Source organism: Bradyrhizobium sp. HKCCYLRH2060 (assembly GCF_051168135.1).
GTDB lineage: Bacteria > Pseudomonadota > Alphaproteobacteria > Rhizobiales > Xanthobacteraceae > Bradyrhizobium.
On the sequence record NZ_JBNPUK010000002.1, the window covers coordinates 626,504 to 640,326 of the forward strand.

The window sequence follows — 13,823 nt, forward strand, 5'->3', positions numbered from 1 at the left end:
TTGAACCAACAAGTCGGGGAGGTCTGAGACGTGGACGCGCTGGTGTTCGAATTCATGGGTCTGGCGATGATCGCCTTGTGCCTGATCGTGCTCGCTGTGCCCTCGGCGCGCCGGCCCGCGGGCCGCGTCCGGCATCACTGACCGGCCCCCTGCCCGCCCATCATCAACCATAGAGCGATCGGCCGAGACACTGGCGCTTGCGTTCGGGGCGGATTGGGCCGACAAGCGGAGACGAATTTCGTCCCTTACCCTTTGCCGACACCCTTGACTTGTCAGCGTTTTCGGACGACGGCGTAAGAGCCTCGTCATGGATCGTTCATGGACTTGATCACCACCACCGCGGACCTCGCAGCCGCCTGCGCCCGCCTCGCCCGCCACCCGGTCGTCACCGTCGATACCGAGTTCCTCCGGGAAACCACCTACTATCCCCTGCTCTGCGTCGTGCAGATGGCGAGCCCGGACGAGGCCGTGGTGATCGATGCGCTGGCCGAGGGCATCGATCTCAAAGCCTTCTTCGAGCTGATGGCGAACGAGAAGGTCCTGAAGGTCTTTCATGCCGCCCGCCAGGACATCGAGATCATCTGGCACCGCGCCGGCATCGTGCCGCACCCGATCTTCGACACCCAGGTCGCTGCGATGGTGCTGGGATACGGTGACAGCATCGCCTACGACCAACTGGTCGAGCGCATCACCGGCCACCGCCCCGACAAGACCCACCGCTTCACCGACTGGTCGCGCCGGCCGCTGACCAAGGAGCAGGCGCATTACGCCGAGGCCGACGTCACCCATCTCCGCGACGTGTTCGCCGCGCTCGATGCCGACCTGAAGAAGCGCGGACGCAGCGACTGGGTCAGCGAGGAGATGGAGGTCCTGACCTCGCCGAAGACCTACGACTTCCACCCCGAGCGCGCCTGGGAGCGGCTGAAGACCCGCGTCCGCAAGCCGAAGGAATTGGCCGTGTTGATCGAGGTCGCGGCCTGGCGCGAGCAGGAGGCGCAGAGCCGCGACGTGCCGCGCAGCCGCGTGATGAAGGACGACGCCGTCGGCGACATCGCCACCCATGCCCCGACAACGATCGAGAAGCTCGGCAATCTGCGCTCGCTGCCCAAGGGCTTCGAGCGCTCCAAATGGGGCTCCGACATCGTTGCCGCCGTGCAGCGCGGACTGGCGCGCGATCTCGCCGCCCTGCCCAAGCTGGAAAAGCCGCGCAACAACTCCAATGGCGCTGCGATCGTCGAGCTGCTCAAGGTCCTCCTGCGCATGACCTCGGAACGGCACGCCGTGGCGAGCAAGGTCATCGCCACCGTCGATGATCTCGAGCAGATCGCCGGCGATGACAATGCCGACGTCGCTGCGCTGCAGGGATGGCGCCGCGAACTGTTCGGCGAGGCCGCGCTGGCGCTGAAGCACGGCAAGCTCGCGCTCGCCATCGAGAAGGGCCGCGTCGTCCGGGTCGACCGGGCCTGATGGGCGTCGCAGCGGCTATGGCCGGCCGCGTCTTCCCCGAGTCTGCCGAGTTGATTGCAGCAGGCGGCACGGGTGTCCATGATCTCGCCAATCATTCGGCGCTGGTCTGCCCCCTCAACTCCGCCTCGATTGTCTGGGACACCTCAACCAGAGCCATCGAGAGAATGTAGACGCTGGTCGGCAGATTGAGCTGGCGCGCCTTCGCGATGGCTGCCCGGAGGCTGCTCGCCAGCTCTTTGAGCTCTTCCTCTCGGGTCATGTCGTGGTCTCGGTCCTGGAGCTGCCGCGTGAGCAAAGACAATTGCGAACCGCCGGAACAGAAGCTGCTGCGGCTGCTCAGCGAGAATCCGGTCGACCTGCACGTCGTCGAGGCCCTTCGCCTCGTCGTCGCGTTCAACAAGATCAGTGATCCGGCCGATCGTCGTATGATTATCGATCTGGCCGAACGACTCGCCTCAGGATGATACCGCCAATAGCCGCCGCGGTCACACCGCGAGCCGGCCGCCAGCGCCGATAAGCTCGGCGCCGTCGAGGACACCGGCAAAATTGCCGATCACCTTGGTTACAACCAACTTGTACAAGGCGGCGTCGCCGGCGCAGGCCTGCCGGCAGGCGACGGCGTCTCCGATCACCTGATAGCGGTGACTGCGGTGAAAGCCGTCCACCACCGTCGAGAGGATCGTCTCGTCCAGCGAGAAGCCGAGCAGCACGCAGCGCATGCTGCGCATGTTCGCCATGTACTCGGCGAACCGGGCCGAACTGTAGGCGGACGGCAGCGGATGCTCGAACGCGAGCTCCCCCGGGGTCGGCTTGAAGTCCGGAAGCCAGTTCGTCAGGTTGGAAGCCGGGTTGAACCAGGCTGCCTGTGCGATCCGCTTGAGATGGACGACCGGCCACAGGTTGTCACGCCAGAGCGCGATCAACTGCCGGCAGCGCGCCATGACGACGTCGCCATCGGCGATCAGATGCCTGCGTCCCTCGGCGAGATATTCGCACTGCAGATCGGCGCAGACGAGAACAGGCGGATCCGCCTCGGTGGCACCGAACAGATCTCGGCCCGGCATCATGGTCTCGCTGCGGCGAAGTCGTGCAAGGGCGAGGATGCCGGCCGGCCAGCCGAGAGATCGAGCACGCCCGGCCGATCCCAGTCGCCTTCCGGACGAATGATCATGTAGGGATCGCTGTCGAGCGTGATCGCATCGTCGCACGGCTCGAGGTCCAGCACCATCTCCGTGTAGGAGAAATCGGAGAATGTGAGCTTGCGATTATGGCCGAGCGGCTTGGCGCCGAAATGCGCCCAGAAATCGACGAGACGATCCTGCGCGTGGCCATAGGCCTTCTTGAAGCCCTTGCGCCTGCAATAGTCGAGCGCCTCGCGAACCAGCTTGAACGACAGCCGCGAGCGCCGGTACTGATGGCGCACCGCGAGCCGCTCGACCTTGGCGAAGTCGCCGAAGAAGCGCACACGCACACATCCAGCCGGCTCCTTGCCGACGAAACCGAGGAAGTGGGCTGCAACCAGATCGTTGCCGTCGAACTCCTCCTCCATGGGACAATCCTGCTCGGTCAGGTAGACCGCCGAGCGGATCGCGGTGACGAGCATGAGGTCATTCGGATCGCGCGCAATGCGCACGGTGATCGCGCGGGGATTCGTCTTTGCTGTCCTGGCCGAACTAATGCTGTGCATCCGCAATGCTCCCTTGTTCGAAACCCTTCATCGACTGGATCGAAGGCGCGATCATCTCGGGCATCCGGTTCCACGGCCGCTGATACCACCAGAGATCGGGCTGAAAGCTCGGCACCGGCGTGAAGCCGAGCGCGCCGAGAAAGGCGCGCCCTTCCGGACTCGATGGTTGCGCGTAGTAATCGGCGGCGCGAAATCTCGCGCCTTGCAGCGCCTGCGCGACGTTGCCGAGACCGATCGCTCCCCGCCCTTGCGCGACGAGCGCCCAGACATAGATGGCGGCTACGTCTTCGTCCGGCCGCGCCAGAAATCTGCGCGGCGGATCATTCAAATTGAACTCATCCAGGAGCAAAGCATCGAGGCCTGAGCAGTTGAGATAGAGGAAGGCGATGCCGCCGAGCAGGTTCCTGCCGCGGTAGAGCGCGAAGATCGAGTCCGGATCGTGCCGCAAGAACTCCGCAAGCTCGTGTTCTGAGGCACGAACGCCCGGTATTTCCCGGCGTGCGAGCGCCGCGAGCTCACCGAGCCGATCGAGCGTGACCGCCCGCGCCGCGACCCGATCCGTCCGCGGCAGCGCGTCGAGCTGATGTCGCGGCGTGAATTCTGTGCTTCCGCGGTAGGGGTTCTGCATCTATGTTTCCAGCTTGGCTTTGATGACGTCATCATACTTGTCGGGGCTGGAGTGTATGCGGCAACATTTGCATCGGGGTGCTGCATCTACGCAGCGCAGGAAGTCGGACGAAACGCTTAACCCTTCGTGGGAGGATTTGAGAGCATTTCTGCTCTGTACGCGTCACCGCAGCTTCCGCAACGCGGCGGATGTGCTCGGACTGACCGGCACAACCCTGATGCGCAAGATCGACCGGCTCGAGGACGAGCTCGGATGCAAGCTCTTCATCCGTGATCAATCCGGCCTGTCGCTCAGCGACGAGGGACGATCGTTGCTGTTCGACGTCGAGCAGATGGAGCGGCTGAGCTTCAACATCTTCCGGCGTGCCTCGCTGTCGACCGACACGCAGGGGTCGGTGCGCGTCGCCGTGACCGAAGGCCCTGGCAATTTCTGGATCCTGCCGCGACTGATCGATTTCCAGAAGACCTATCGCAGGATCACCGTCGATCTGAGCTGCGCGATGCAGCAGGCCGACGTGTCGCGGCTGGAGGCCGACATCTCGATCCAGTTCGAACGGCCGACCAACCCCGACGTGATCGTTGCAAAGCTCGGCCGTCTGCACATCTACGGCTTCGTGTCGGAGGCCTATCGCGACGCGCATGGACTGCCGACTTCGCTGGCGGATCTCAAGAACCACCGCATCATCAAGCAGCACGGCGTGCAGCTCGACGAGACCGGCTATGCGCGCATCCTCGGCCTGGACTCCCTCGAAGGCATCGTCGGCATCTCAACCAATTCGAGCGTTGCCGTGCTCTACGCGGTCGAGCGCGGCGCCGGCATCGGCTTTCTGCCGACATCGGCAGTCGCGCTCGGGGCGCCGCTCGTTCCTGTCGATCTCGGCATCAACTACCACATGGATCTGTGGCTGACCTATCACAAGGAGTTTCGCAACTCCGACCGGCACAAGGTCGTCATCGACTGGTTGAAGCGCATCTTCGATCCGAAGGTCCATGCCTGCTTCCGGGACGAGTTCATCCATCCGCTGAATCTCGTGCCTCTGATGGCGCCCGCCCGGGATGTCGTCGGCTTCAACGGCTACGTCGCGCCGAAACCCGTATGACGGGCTACCATTTGAGCTCGACGCCGAGCGTGCCCTGATGCGATTGCAGCACCGAGCGAAGCTTTGCATCGTAGTTGAGATAGAGGCGTGCCGTTCGGTTCAGGGATAGCGACAGTGCCGCGCCGGCGTCGGCGCCGTAGCGGCCCTCGCCAAGGCCCTGCAGCGTGATGCTTTGCGGACCGAGGCTGACGGTCAGCGCGCCGAGATTCTGACTGAAATTGTCGACCAGCTTGCCATAGGCCGAGACGTCGAGGATCTTGCCGTCGACGATGAAGTAGCGGCCGAACTCGGCGCCGACGAGAACGCGGGCGCGCTCCAGCGAGGTGCCGCTGACCGACAGCGGGTCGAGCCCGCCCGCTTCCTGGAATGCCGCCGTCGTGGCGCGCGTGTATTCGAAGGCGAGCTTCGGAACGATCCGGCTCTCCCCGATGCTCCAGTAGTAGTCGAGCTCGCTCAGCACGCCCGTGATGTGGGCGCCGTAGACCGACGTCGCCGCACCGAGGCTGGTGTCGCGCCGCGCACTGATCCCGCCGACGCCATGGACGACCGCGATCGCCCAGGTCCAGGGTCCCTGGTCGACCGAGGCGTTGAAGCCAAACTGCGTGAGATCGAGCGTCGCCGCTTGCAGCGCCAGCGGCACATCGACCCAGGTCCGGCTCTGGTCGACGGATAGTCCGACATTCACGCCCGGCACGAGGCGCATGCCGATACCGGCGACGCCGCCCCCAGTCGTCCTCTTGTCGCCGACGAAGTCGCGTTGCGCATCGCTACGGACGGTGACGCCATACATCTCGCCCCAAGTCCGGAACCGAGGCTGTTCCGAAGCCTCCGGCGCGCCGCCGCCCCCGGGATTGCTCCGCTGCAGCCGGGTGACGCCCTGCGTGGCCTGAGTCCCGAGCCGTTCGAGGAAGCTCGAGCCGAGATCGAGCACGGCTCGGCCGGCCGAACGTTCGGAACTGATCGCGCCTGGCGCAGGGCTGGGCAGTGGGCTCGGCGTTGGTGTCGGCGTTGGTGTCGGCGTCGGGCTGGCGGCGATGCTCGGCAGGCTGGCCTGCGCGACGCACGGCGAAGACGCGGCGGCCGTGCCGAGCGCGACGATGAGCAGCATCGCGCCCGACGCACCACTACGCATTCGCCGATCCGGCCTGGCTTGAGATGCCCCGCGCATCGATGCCCCGTTTCACCGCCGCTCAAATTCGCTTCAATATTGCCGCGATGATTTGCCCGCAGTTCCCGATCGCGGTCAATGAGGATTGCCCGTGCCGCGGCTTCCCTGCAGGGATTTGTGGTTCCAGCACCACAAGCCTCGCAATTGCAGCAACAGCCGGCGACGCGACGTCGCGACGCGTTCTCATCAGTCCGCCAACCTTGATATCGGCGGAAAATCGTGTTGCAATCTCCCGTACAATCGGATTGGCCGTTCGACTGTGCGTTTCGCGACTTTGGAAATTGAGCAGATCCCGGGAAGCCCGTTTGTGGCGTGGCACGCGTGAGCGTGGCCGCGTCTTTTTTTCGTCTAGACGAGGAGACAGCGATGCCGACCTACAAGGGCAGCGTGAAGTGGTTCAACCCGACCAAGGGATATGGCTTCATCAAACCGACTGGCGGAGACAAGGACGTGTTCGTCCACATCTCGGCCGTGGAGCGTGCTGGACTGACCACGCTCAACGAGAACCAGACGATCGAATATGATCTGGTGGAGAGCCGCGGCAAGACGTCGGCAGAGAACCTGAAGCTCTCGTGAGCATCGTCCCGGCGGAGGGCGCCACAGCGCGGGTTCGTAAACCAACTCACGAGCTCCGCGTCAGGTTCGCTCGCCGCCGATGATCAGACTTCGTCAGCCTTGATGTGCCCCCGGCCCCGCCGGGGATTTTTTTGTCCGCGACAGCTAGCGGACGACCGGCCAGATCAGCGTATGATCGCCTTGCTCCACGGACGACGTCCGGCAGAGATCGCCTTCGAGTCGCACCAAGCCCTTGGCCAACAGCTTCAGCGCTTCCGGATAGATCCGATGCTCGACGCCGAGAATGCGCGTCGACAGCGTGTCCGGCGTGTCGTCGTCCCTGACCACGACCGCGCCCTGCATCACGATCGGACCTGCATCCGTCTCCGGGATGACGAAATGCACGGTGGCGCCTGACAGCTTGACGCCGGCGCGCAGCGCCTGGCCATGCGGATCGAGGCCGGGGAATGATGGCAGCAGCGACGGGTGAATGTTCAGCATCCTGCCATACCAGCGCTGCACGAACTCCGCCGTGAACAGGCGCATGAAACCGGCCAGGCAGATGATCTCGATGCCGCGTGCATCGAGCGCCTGCTGCAGTCTGGCTTCGAACCCTGCGCGGTCCTTGCCGAACGGCTTGCTCTCGATGATTTCGATCGCGACGCCGCTCTCCTGCGCTTTCTGCAGCCCGGCCGCATCGGCCCGGTTGGAGATCACGACGGCGATCTCGGCCGGAAATTCCGGCTGCGCCGCCGCGTGGATCAGCGCGGCCATGTTCGACCCACGGCCCGAGATCAGGATGGCGACGCGGCGCTTCATCGGCACACTCGTCTCACAGAGCCAGATCGAGGGCGCCGGTGTAGATCACCCGCTCGTCGCCTGTCGCAGCAACGACCTCGCCGAGCCGCGCGACGTGCTCGCCATTCGCGGTGAACACCTCGATGACGGCATCGACGGCCTCGGCCTTGACGATCGCGATCATGCCGATCCCGCAATTGAAGGTGCGCAAGAGCTCGCGCTCGGCAATGCCGCCCTGCTCCGCCAGCCATTTGAAGACCGGCAGCACCGGCAGGCCCGTCAGGTCGATCGAAACGCCGAGATGCTTCGGCAGCACGCGTGGAATGTTGTCGGTGAAGCCGCCGCCCGTGATGTGTGCGAGCCCCTTCACCGCACCGGTCTCGCGGATGGCGCGAAGGCATGATTTCACATAGAGGCGGGTCGGCGTCAGCAGCGCCGCGCCGAGAGTCAGGACCGGCGCGAACGGCGCCGGCGCATCGAAGCCGAGGCCGGACTGGGCGACGATCTTGCGCACCAGCGAATAGCCGTTGGAGTGGACGCCGGAGGATGCGAGCCCCAGCACCACGTCACCGGCCGCGATGTCGGGAGACGGCAGCAGCGTGCCACGCTCCGCCGCGCCGACCGCGAAACCGGCAAGATCGTAGTCGCCGTCCTTGTAGAGGCCCGGCATTTCCGCGGTCTCACCGCCGATCAGCGCGCAGCCGGATTCCCGGCAGCCTTCGGCGATACCGGCCACGATCGACGCCGTCGCCTCCGGGTCGAGCTTGCCGCACGCAAAGTAGTCAAGGAAGAACAGCGGCTCGGCGCCCTGCACGACGAGATCGTTGACCGACATGGCGACCAGGTCGATGCCGATGCCGCCATGCAGCCCGGTCTCGATCGCGATCTTCACCTTGGTGCCGACGCCGTCGGTCGCCGCGACCAGCACCGGATCCTTGAATCCAGCGGCCTTGAGGTCGAACAGGCCGCCAAAGCCGCCGATCTCGGCATCCGCGCCGGCGCGGGCGGTTGCGCGCACCATGGGCTTGATCAGATCGACCAGACGGTTTCCGGCATCGATATCGACGCCCGAATCTGCATAAGTGAGCCCGTTCTTGCGCTCGGTCATGGTAAAAACCCCTAATCTGGCCGCTGGTTACGTCGGAATCCGGCCGCGCGCAATGGCTCGCAAGGGGCTCGTCCCCACACTATCTAGGAACCGTACCGGTTCGCCCTGTTTCGGAATCGGGTTGTCTTTTGATCGAGTCGTCGTCGGGACCCGCTGCGTGACCATTCCCCACAGTATCCCCAATCTGATCACGCTGGGTCGAATCCTGCTGGTTCCGATCGTCGTCTGGGCCATTGCGGCCGGCCAGATGGAGATCGCGTTTCTGGTCTTCGTGGTCGCGGGGGTGAGCGACGCCGTGGACGGCTTCCTGGCCAAGCGCTTCAACCTGCGGTCCGAGCTGGGAGCGCTGCTCGATCCTCTCGCCGACAAGGCGCTGCTGGTCTCGATCTTCGTCACGCTTGGCATCTGGGGCGCGATCCCGCGCTGGATCGTCATCCTGGTGGTCTCGCGCGACATCATGATCGTCTCGGCGGTGATCGTGTCCTGGCTGTTCGACAGGCCGGTCGCGATGAAGCCATTGATGGTCTCCAAGCTGAACACGGTCGCCCAGGTGGGATTCGCGGCGCTTGTGCTGGCCTCGCTCAGCTTCGGCTTCGAGCCCAGGCCCTACGATGTGGTGCTGATGGTGCTGGTCACCGTCTTTACCCTCGTGTCGGTCGGGCTGTATCTCGTCGACTGGGTGCGCCACATGAGCACCATCGAGGTCCGGTGATCCTCCGCGGAGGGCCCGTCCTGACCTCACGCACCACACGATACGGAGCAATTCGATCTTGGCCGGCCATATCCCCCCTCGTCAGCTGGCCTTCGCGCTGCCGCATGCGGAGAGCCTGACGCGGGACAATTTCTTCGAAGGTCCAGGCAACGCGGCCGGGCTCGCTCTGGTCGACGCCTGGCCGGAATGGCCGGCGCGGACCATGTTCCTGGTCGGCCCCGACGGCTCCGGCAAGAGCCACCTCGCCGCGATCTGGGCCGAGCAGGCAGGCGCCCGATCGCTGTCCGCGCATGCCCTTGAGGCAGGCGTGGTCCCCGGGGCGCTCGCCACCGGCGCGCTGGTGCTGGAGGATCTGACCGCAACCGGTCTCGACGAGCGGGCGCTGTTTCACCTGCTGAACCTGGCCCGCCAGGACGAGGCCTTCGTGCTGATCACGGCACGCGAGGCCCCGGCGGCCCTGCCGATCGCCCTGGCCGATCTGAGGTCGCGGCTGCGTGCCGTCCCAGTGGTCACGCTGCTGCCGCCCGACGACCAGCTGTTCCGGGCCCTGATCGTCAAGCTGGCCGCCGACCGGCAAATGGCGATCGACGAAACCGTGGTCAGCTATCTCGCCAGCCACATCGAGCGGTCCTATGCGGCGGCACGCCAGACCATCGCGCTGCTGGACAACGAGTCGCTGCGGCTCGGACGCCCCGTCACCCGGGCGCTGGCGGCGGAGCTGCTCCGCCCGGCGTGACCGGCGGCCATCTTGACGGCGGTTGATGACGGAACCTCAATGGTGCCGGCAACGTCATCCCCTGGTCACCCAGATTGGGCTACGGTCGACCATTCGCGACTGGACGGATATGGATCGAATTCCCTATGGATACCGAGCAAGTTACTGAAATTTCAGAGAAAGCACCGGTCTCGGCGCCGTCCATCGAGATTGCCTCGAGCCCCGAGCGATTCATCAATCGGGAGCTGTCCTGGCTTCACTTCAACCGCCGCGTTCTGGAGGAATCGGTCAATCCGCGCCATCCCGCCCTGGAGCGGGTGCGCTTCCTGTCGATTTCCGCCAACAACCTTGATGAATTCTTCATGGTGCGCGTCGCCGGCATCCGCGCCCAGGTCCGCGAGGGCATCGCCGAGCGCAGCCCCGACGGTCTGACGCCGACCGAGCAGCTGAAGCTGATCAACGAGACGGTGTCGCAGCTCGCCATCGACCAGCAGGCGATCTGGCGCGACCTGCGCAAGTTTCTCGGCGAGCTCGGCATCGTGCTGGTCGACGGTCAGGACGTCACCAGGAGCGAGCGCGCCTGGATCGAGGACCATTTCCTCGCCAACATCTTCCCGCTGCTGACGCCACTCGCGATCGATCCGGCGCATCCGTTCCCGTTCATCCCGAGCCTCGGCTTCACGGTGGCGCTGCAGCTGATCCGCTCCGCGGACGGGCGTCCGATGAACGCCCTCATTCGCATGCCCGGCAAGATCGACCGCTTCATCCGCTTCCCCGGCTCCAAGGATGGCGTGATCCGCCTGATCACCCTGGAGCAGGCGACCGGACTGTTCATCGGCCGGCTGTTTCCGGGCTACACCGTGAAGGGCCAGGGCGCCTTCCGGATCATCCGCGACAGCGAGATCGAGATCGAGGAAGAAGCCGAAGACCTGGTGCGGCTGTTCGAGACAGCGCTGAAGCGGCGCCGCCGCGGCTCGGTGATCCGGCTCGAGATCGAGGCCAACATGCCGGAGGAGCTGCGCCGCTTCGTGCAAAATGCGCTGTCCACGACGGATGACGAGGTGTTCGTCGTCGACGGCGTGCTGGCGATGAACGAGCTGTCGCAACTGACGCGGGTCGACCGGCCCGACCTCGAATTCGCGCCCTACGTGCCGCGCCATCCCGAGCGTGTCCGCGACCATGGCGGCGACATCTTCGCCGCCATCCGGCAGAAGGACCTGATCGTCCATCACCCTTACGAGTCGTTCGACGTCGTCGTGCAGTTCCTGCAGCAGGCGGCGCGCGATCCCGACGTCGTTGCGATCAAGCAGACGCTGTACCGGACCTCCAACAATTCGCCGATCGTGCGCACGCTGGTGGAGGCCGCCGAGGCCGGCAAGTCGGTGACGGCCCTGGTCGAGCTCAAGGCGCGTTTCGACGAGGAGGCCAACATCCGCTGGGCCCGCGACCTGGAGCGCGCGGGCGTACAGGTGGTGTACGGCTTCCTGGAGCTGAAGACGCATGCCAAGCTGTCGATGGTCGTGCGCCGCGAGGGCGGCAGCCTCACCACCTATGTCCACACCGGCACCGGCAACTATCATCCGGTGACGGCGCGCATCTACACCGACCTGTCCTACTTCACGTCGGACCCGGTGATCGGCCGCGACGTCACGCGGGTGTTCAACTACATCACCGGCTATGCCGAGCCGATCGACATCGAGAAGATGGCGGTGTCGCCGCTCACGCTTCGCAAGCGCATCATCGAGCACATCCACGGCGAGACCAGCTTCGCCCGCCAGGGCAAGCCGGCCGTGATCTGGATGAAGATGAACTCGCTGGTCGATCCCGACATCATCGACGCGCTGTACGAGGCCTCGCAGGCCGGCGTGTCGATCGAGCTGATCGTGCGCGGCATCTGCTGCCTGCGTCCCGGCCTCCCCGGACTGTCGGAGAACATTCGCGTCAAATCGGTGATCGGCCGCTTCCTCGAGCATGGCCGCATCTACTGCTTTGGTATGGGTCAGGGCCTGCCGAGCGCCAAGGCCGCCGTCTACATCTCCTCGGCCGACATGATGCCGCGCAATCTCGACCGCCGCGTCGAGGTGCTGTGCCCGCTTCAGAACCCTACCGTGCATCAGCAGGTCCTGGAACAGATCATGGTCGCGAACCTGAAGGATACCGAGCAGAGCTGGCAATTGTTGCCGGATGGGTCGTCAACGCGTATGAAGGCCGCGAAGGGCGAGGAGCCGTTCAACCTGCACAATTACTTCATGACGAATCCGAGTCTGTCCGGCCGTGGAAAGTCGCTCAAGGAATCATCGCCGCGCCGGCTCACGCGCCGGAATGAACGCTCTCCTTCATAGGGGCTGTCTGCATCGGGGCCTTCTGCGCCGGGATATGCCGTGGTGAAGCCGCCCCGCACGAGGGCCACGAGCGTCGGTGTCATCGACATCGGCTCGAATTCGGTCCGTCTCGTCGTCTACCAGGCGATGGAACGCAGTCTCGTCACCGTGTTCAACGAGAAGGCGCTGTGTGGGCTCGGTCGCGAGGTCCAGACCACCGGCCTTCTCGCATCTGATGCCGTCGACAAGGCGCTGACCGCGCTGAAGCGCTTCCGTGCGCTGTGCAAGGTGCAGCGGGTGGGGCAGGTTCATGCCATCGCGACCGCCGCCTGCCGGGATGCTTCGAACGGCCCCGATTTCATCGCCAAGGCCGAGAAGATCTGCGGCGCCCCGATCCAGATCCTCACCGGCGCCGAAGAGGCGCGCTATTCGGCGCTCGGCGTCATCTCCGGCATTCACAAGCCCGACGGCATCGTCGGTGATCTCGGCGGCGGCTCACTCGAGCTGATCGACGTGCGCGGGCACCAGGTCCGCAGCGGCGTCACCCTGCCGCTCGGCAGCCTTGCGCTGCAGGATCTTGCCGAGAAATCGCTGAAGAAGGCGCAGCGTATCGCGAGCGAGGCGCTGACCGACCTGCCGCAGCTGCTGGCCGGCGAGGGCCGCACCTTCTACGCGGTCGGCGGCACCTGGCGCGCGCTGGCGCGCATCCACATCATCCAGAGCGGCTATCCGCTCGGGGTGATGCACGGCTATGCGATCCCGGCGGCCGACGCGCTGGCCTTCGTGCGCCGGCTGCGCCGTCTCGTCGCCGCCGACATGCTGGCCGACATCGAAGCGATCGCCGAGGCGCGGCGCCCGCTGCTCGCCTATGCCGCGCTGGTGCTCGAGCACATCATCCGCGTCGCCAGGCCGACGACCGTCGTGTTCTCGACCTTCGGCGTGCGCGAGGGCCTGCTCTACTCCAAACTTCCCGACGCCGAGCGCGCCAAGGACGGGCTGCTCTGCGCGGCGCAGGGCCTCAACGAGCTGTTGTCGCGCTCGGCCCAGCATGCCCGCGAGCTGATCGACTGGACCGACCGCCTGTTCCGCGTGATGCACATCCGCGAGACCGAGGACGAGCGACGGCTGCGGCATGCGGCCTGCCTGTTGTCCGACATCGGCTGGCGCATGCATCCGGACCATCGCGGCGAGCAGACCTACGGCATCATTCTCAACGGCAATTTCGGCTCGATCAGCCATGAGGGCCGCATCTTCGCCGCGCTGTCAGTGTTCTTCCGCTACGAGGGATTGGGCAACGAGGCGAAGCCGCCTGCCCTCACCGAGCAGCTGAGCCCGGCTCAGATCGATCGTGCGCGCCTGCTCGGCACCGCGTTTCGCGTTGCGCATCTGATCTCGGCGGCGCGGCCCGGCGTGCTGCCCGCGACGCATTTCCGCACCCAGGACCGCAAGCTGATGCTGGTGTTCGAGCACCAGATGGTCGACCTCGTCGCCGACCGCGTCGGCGGACGCTTCAAGCAGCTCGCGCGTCTCGTCGGCCGCTCCGGCTCGATCGTGCGCAGCTAGAT

15 protein-coding genes are annotated in these 13,823 nt (G+C 65.4%); 8 read left to right on the top strand and 7 right to left on the bottom strand.

What is annotated here, in order from left to right:
* Nucleotides 1–318 precede the first annotated feature (318 nt).
* Nucleotides 319–1,467, top strand: a complete 1,149-nt coding sequence (gene rnd / locus ACQR10_RS06725) for a ribonuclease D (protein ID WP_315800260.1) — start codon at nucleotides 319–321, stop codon at nucleotides 1,465–1,467.
* Between the two features lie 91 nt (nucleotides 1,468–1,558).
* Here the strand turns inward: rnd and ACQR10_RS06730 are convergent, their stop codons facing one another.
* Nucleotides 1,559–1,726 (bottom strand): hypothetical protein, encoded by a 168-nt coding sequence (locus ACQR10_RS06730; protein ID WP_315800261.1) that lies wholly within the window; start codon nucleotides 1,724–1,726, stop codon nucleotides 1,559–1,561.
* Nucleotides 1,727–1,754: 28 nt separating this feature from the next.
* Between ACQR10_RS06730 and ACQR10_RS06735 the strand changes: the two genes are divergently transcribed.
* Nucleotides 1,755–1,931 (top strand): hypothetical protein, encoded by a 177-nt coding sequence (locus ACQR10_RS06735; protein ID WP_315800262.1) that lies wholly within the window; start codon nucleotides 1,755–1,757, stop codon nucleotides 1,929–1,931.
* Nucleotides 1,932–1,952: 21 nt separating this feature from the next.
* Here the strand turns inward: ACQR10_RS06735 and ACQR10_RS06740 are convergent, their stop codons facing one another.
* From ACQR10_RS06740 to ACQR10_RS06750, 3 genes are read right to left on the bottom strand one after another with little or no spacing between them, the layout of a single operon-like run.
* Nucleotides 1,953–2,534, bottom strand: a complete 582-nt coding sequence (locus tag ACQR10_RS06740; protein WP_315800263.1) for an isochorismatase family protein — start codon at nucleotides 2,532–2,534, stop codon at nucleotides 1,953–1,955.
* On the bottom strand, nucleotides 2,531–3,154 hold the full coding sequence (locus tag ACQR10_RS06745; RefSeq protein WP_315800264.1) for a GNAT family N-acetyltransferase: 624 nt from the start codon (nucleotides 3,152–3,154) through the stop codon (nucleotides 2,531–2,533). Before ACQR10_RS06745 ends, ACQR10_RS06740 begins: the two co-directional genes overlap by 4 nt.
* Nucleotides 3,141–3,782, bottom strand: a complete 642-nt coding sequence (locus ACQR10_RS06750) for a hypothetical protein (RefSeq protein ID WP_315800265.1) — start codon at nucleotides 3,780–3,782, stop codon at nucleotides 3,141–3,143. The genes ACQR10_RS06745 and ACQR10_RS06750 overlap by 14 nt, the downstream gene beginning before the upstream one ends.
* A gap of 55 nt (nucleotides 3,783–3,837) precedes the next feature.
* On the opposite strand from ACQR10_RS06750, the gene ACQR10_RS06755 reads away from it, so the two are divergent.
* Nucleotides 3,838–4,881 carry a LysR family transcriptional regulator gene (locus ACQR10_RS06755; RefSeq protein WP_315800266.1) on the top strand — a complete coding sequence of 348 codons (1,044 nt, stop codon included), beginning with the start codon at nucleotides 3,838–3,840 and terminating at the stop codon, nucleotides 4,879–4,881.
* Nucleotides 4,882–4,885: 4 nt separating this feature from the next.
* On the opposite strand, the gene ACQR10_RS06760 is transcribed toward ACQR10_RS06755, so the two are convergent.
* The gene (locus ACQR10_RS06760) at nucleotides 4,886–6,013 is read right to left on the bottom strand and encodes an autotransporter outer membrane beta-barrel domain-containing protein (protein ID WP_409997865.1); all 1,128 of its coding nucleotides are present in this window, start codon (nucleotides 6,011–6,013) and stop codon (nucleotides 4,886–4,888) included.
* 402 nt (nucleotides 6,014–6,415) lie between these two features.
* Here ACQR10_RS06760 and ACQR10_RS06765 point away from each other — a divergent pair, with 402 nt between their 5' ends.
* Nucleotides 6,416–6,625: a cold-shock protein gene (locus ACQR10_RS06765; protein ID WP_284423192.1), complete on the top strand. Its 210-nt coding sequence runs from the start codon at nucleotides 6,416–6,418 to the stop codon at nucleotides 6,623–6,625.
* A 144-nt stretch (nucleotides 6,626–6,769) separates the two neighbouring features.
* On the opposite strand, the gene purN is transcribed toward ACQR10_RS06765, so the two are convergent.
* Together purN and purM are read right to left on the bottom strand one after the other, a co-directional pair.
* Nucleotides 6,770–7,423: a phosphoribosylglycinamide formyltransferase gene (purN, locus tag ACQR10_RS06770; protein WP_315800268.1), complete on the bottom strand. Its 654-nt coding sequence runs from the start codon at nucleotides 7,421–7,423 to the stop codon at nucleotides 6,770–6,772.
* A 13-nt stretch (nucleotides 7,424–7,436) separates the two neighbouring features.
* Nucleotides 7,437–8,510 (bottom strand): phosphoribosylformylglycinamidine cyclo-ligase, encoded by a 1,074-nt coding sequence (purM, locus tag ACQR10_RS06775; protein WP_315800269.1) that lies wholly within the window; start codon nucleotides 8,508–8,510, stop codon nucleotides 7,437–7,439.
* Nucleotides 8,511–8,667: 157 nt separating this feature from the next.
* Here purM and ACQR10_RS06780 point away from each other — a divergent pair, with 157 nt between their 5' ends.
* The 4 genes from ACQR10_RS06780 (at nucleotide 8,668) to ppx (ending at nucleotide 13,821) form a co-directional block, all read left to right on the top strand.
* Nucleotides 8,668–9,222 (top strand): CDP-alcohol phosphatidyltransferase family protein, encoded by a 555-nt coding sequence (locus ACQR10_RS06780; protein WP_315800270.1) that lies wholly within the window; start codon nucleotides 8,668–8,670, stop codon nucleotides 9,220–9,222.
* Nucleotides 9,223–9,280: 58 nt separating this feature from the next.
* Nucleotides 9,281–9,958, top strand: a complete 678-nt coding sequence (locus tag ACQR10_RS06785) for a DnaA ATPase domain-containing protein (RefSeq protein WP_315800271.1) — start codon at nucleotides 9,281–9,283, stop codon at nucleotides 9,956–9,958.
* 125 nt (nucleotides 9,959–10,083) lie between these two features.
* On the top strand, nucleotides 10,084–12,279 hold the full coding sequence (locus tag ACQR10_RS06790; protein WP_315800272.1) for an RNA degradosome polyphosphate kinase: 2,196 nt from the start codon (nucleotides 10,084–10,086) through the stop codon (nucleotides 12,277–12,279).
* Between the two features lie 42 nt (nucleotides 12,280–12,321).
* On the top strand, nucleotides 12,322–13,821 hold the full coding sequence (ppx, locus tag ACQR10_RS06795; protein WP_315800273.1) for an exopolyphosphatase: 1,500 nt from the start codon (nucleotides 12,322–12,324) through the stop codon (nucleotides 13,819–13,821).
* Nucleotides 13,822–13,823 lie beyond the last annotated feature (2 nt).

Bases quoted from the DNA above. Each gene is read 5' to 3' on its own strand.
- ACQR10_RS06765 (WP_284423192.1), top strand. From the start codon at position 6,416: ATGCCGACCTACAAGGGCAGCGTGAAGTGGTTCAACCCGACCAAGGGA.
- ACQR10_RS06760 (WP_409997865.1), bottom strand. From the start codon at position 6,013: ATGCGTAGTGGTGCGTCGGGCGCGATGCTGCTCATCGTCGCGCTCGGC.
- ACQR10_RS06730 (WP_315800261.1), bottom strand. From the start codon at position 1,726: ATGACCCGAGAGGAAGAGCTCAAAGAGCTGGCGAGCAGCCTCCGGGCA.
- purM (WP_315800269.1), bottom strand. From the start codon at position 8,510: ATGACCGAGCGCAAGAACGGGCTCACTTATGCAGATTCGGGCGTCGAT.
- ACQR10_RS06755 (WP_315800266.1), top strand. From the start codon at position 3,838: ATGCGGCAACATTTGCATCGGGGTGCTGCATCTACGCAGCGCAGGAAG.
- rnd (WP_315800260.1), top strand. From the start codon at position 319: ATGGACTTGATCACCACCACCGCGGACCTCGCAGCCGCCTGCGCCCGC.
- ACQR10_RS06750 (WP_315800265.1), bottom strand. From the start codon at position 3,782: ATGCAGAACCCCTACCGCGGAAGCACAGAATTCACGCCGCGACATCAG.
- ACQR10_RS06745 (WP_315800264.1), bottom strand. From the start codon at position 3,154: ATGCACAGCATTAGTTCGGCCAGGACAGCAAAGACGAATCCCCGCGCG.
- purN (WP_315800268.1), bottom strand. From the start codon at position 7,423: ATGAAGCGCCGCGTCGCCATCCTGATCTCGGGCCGTGGGTCGAACATG.
- ACQR10_RS06790 (WP_315800272.1), top strand. From the start codon at position 10,084: ATGGATACCGAGCAAGTTACTGAAATTTCAGAGAAAGCACCGGTCTCG.
- ACQR10_RS06740 (WP_315800263.1), bottom strand. From the start codon at position 2,534: ATGATGCCGGGCCGAGATCTGTTCGGTGCCACCGAGGCGGATCCGCCT.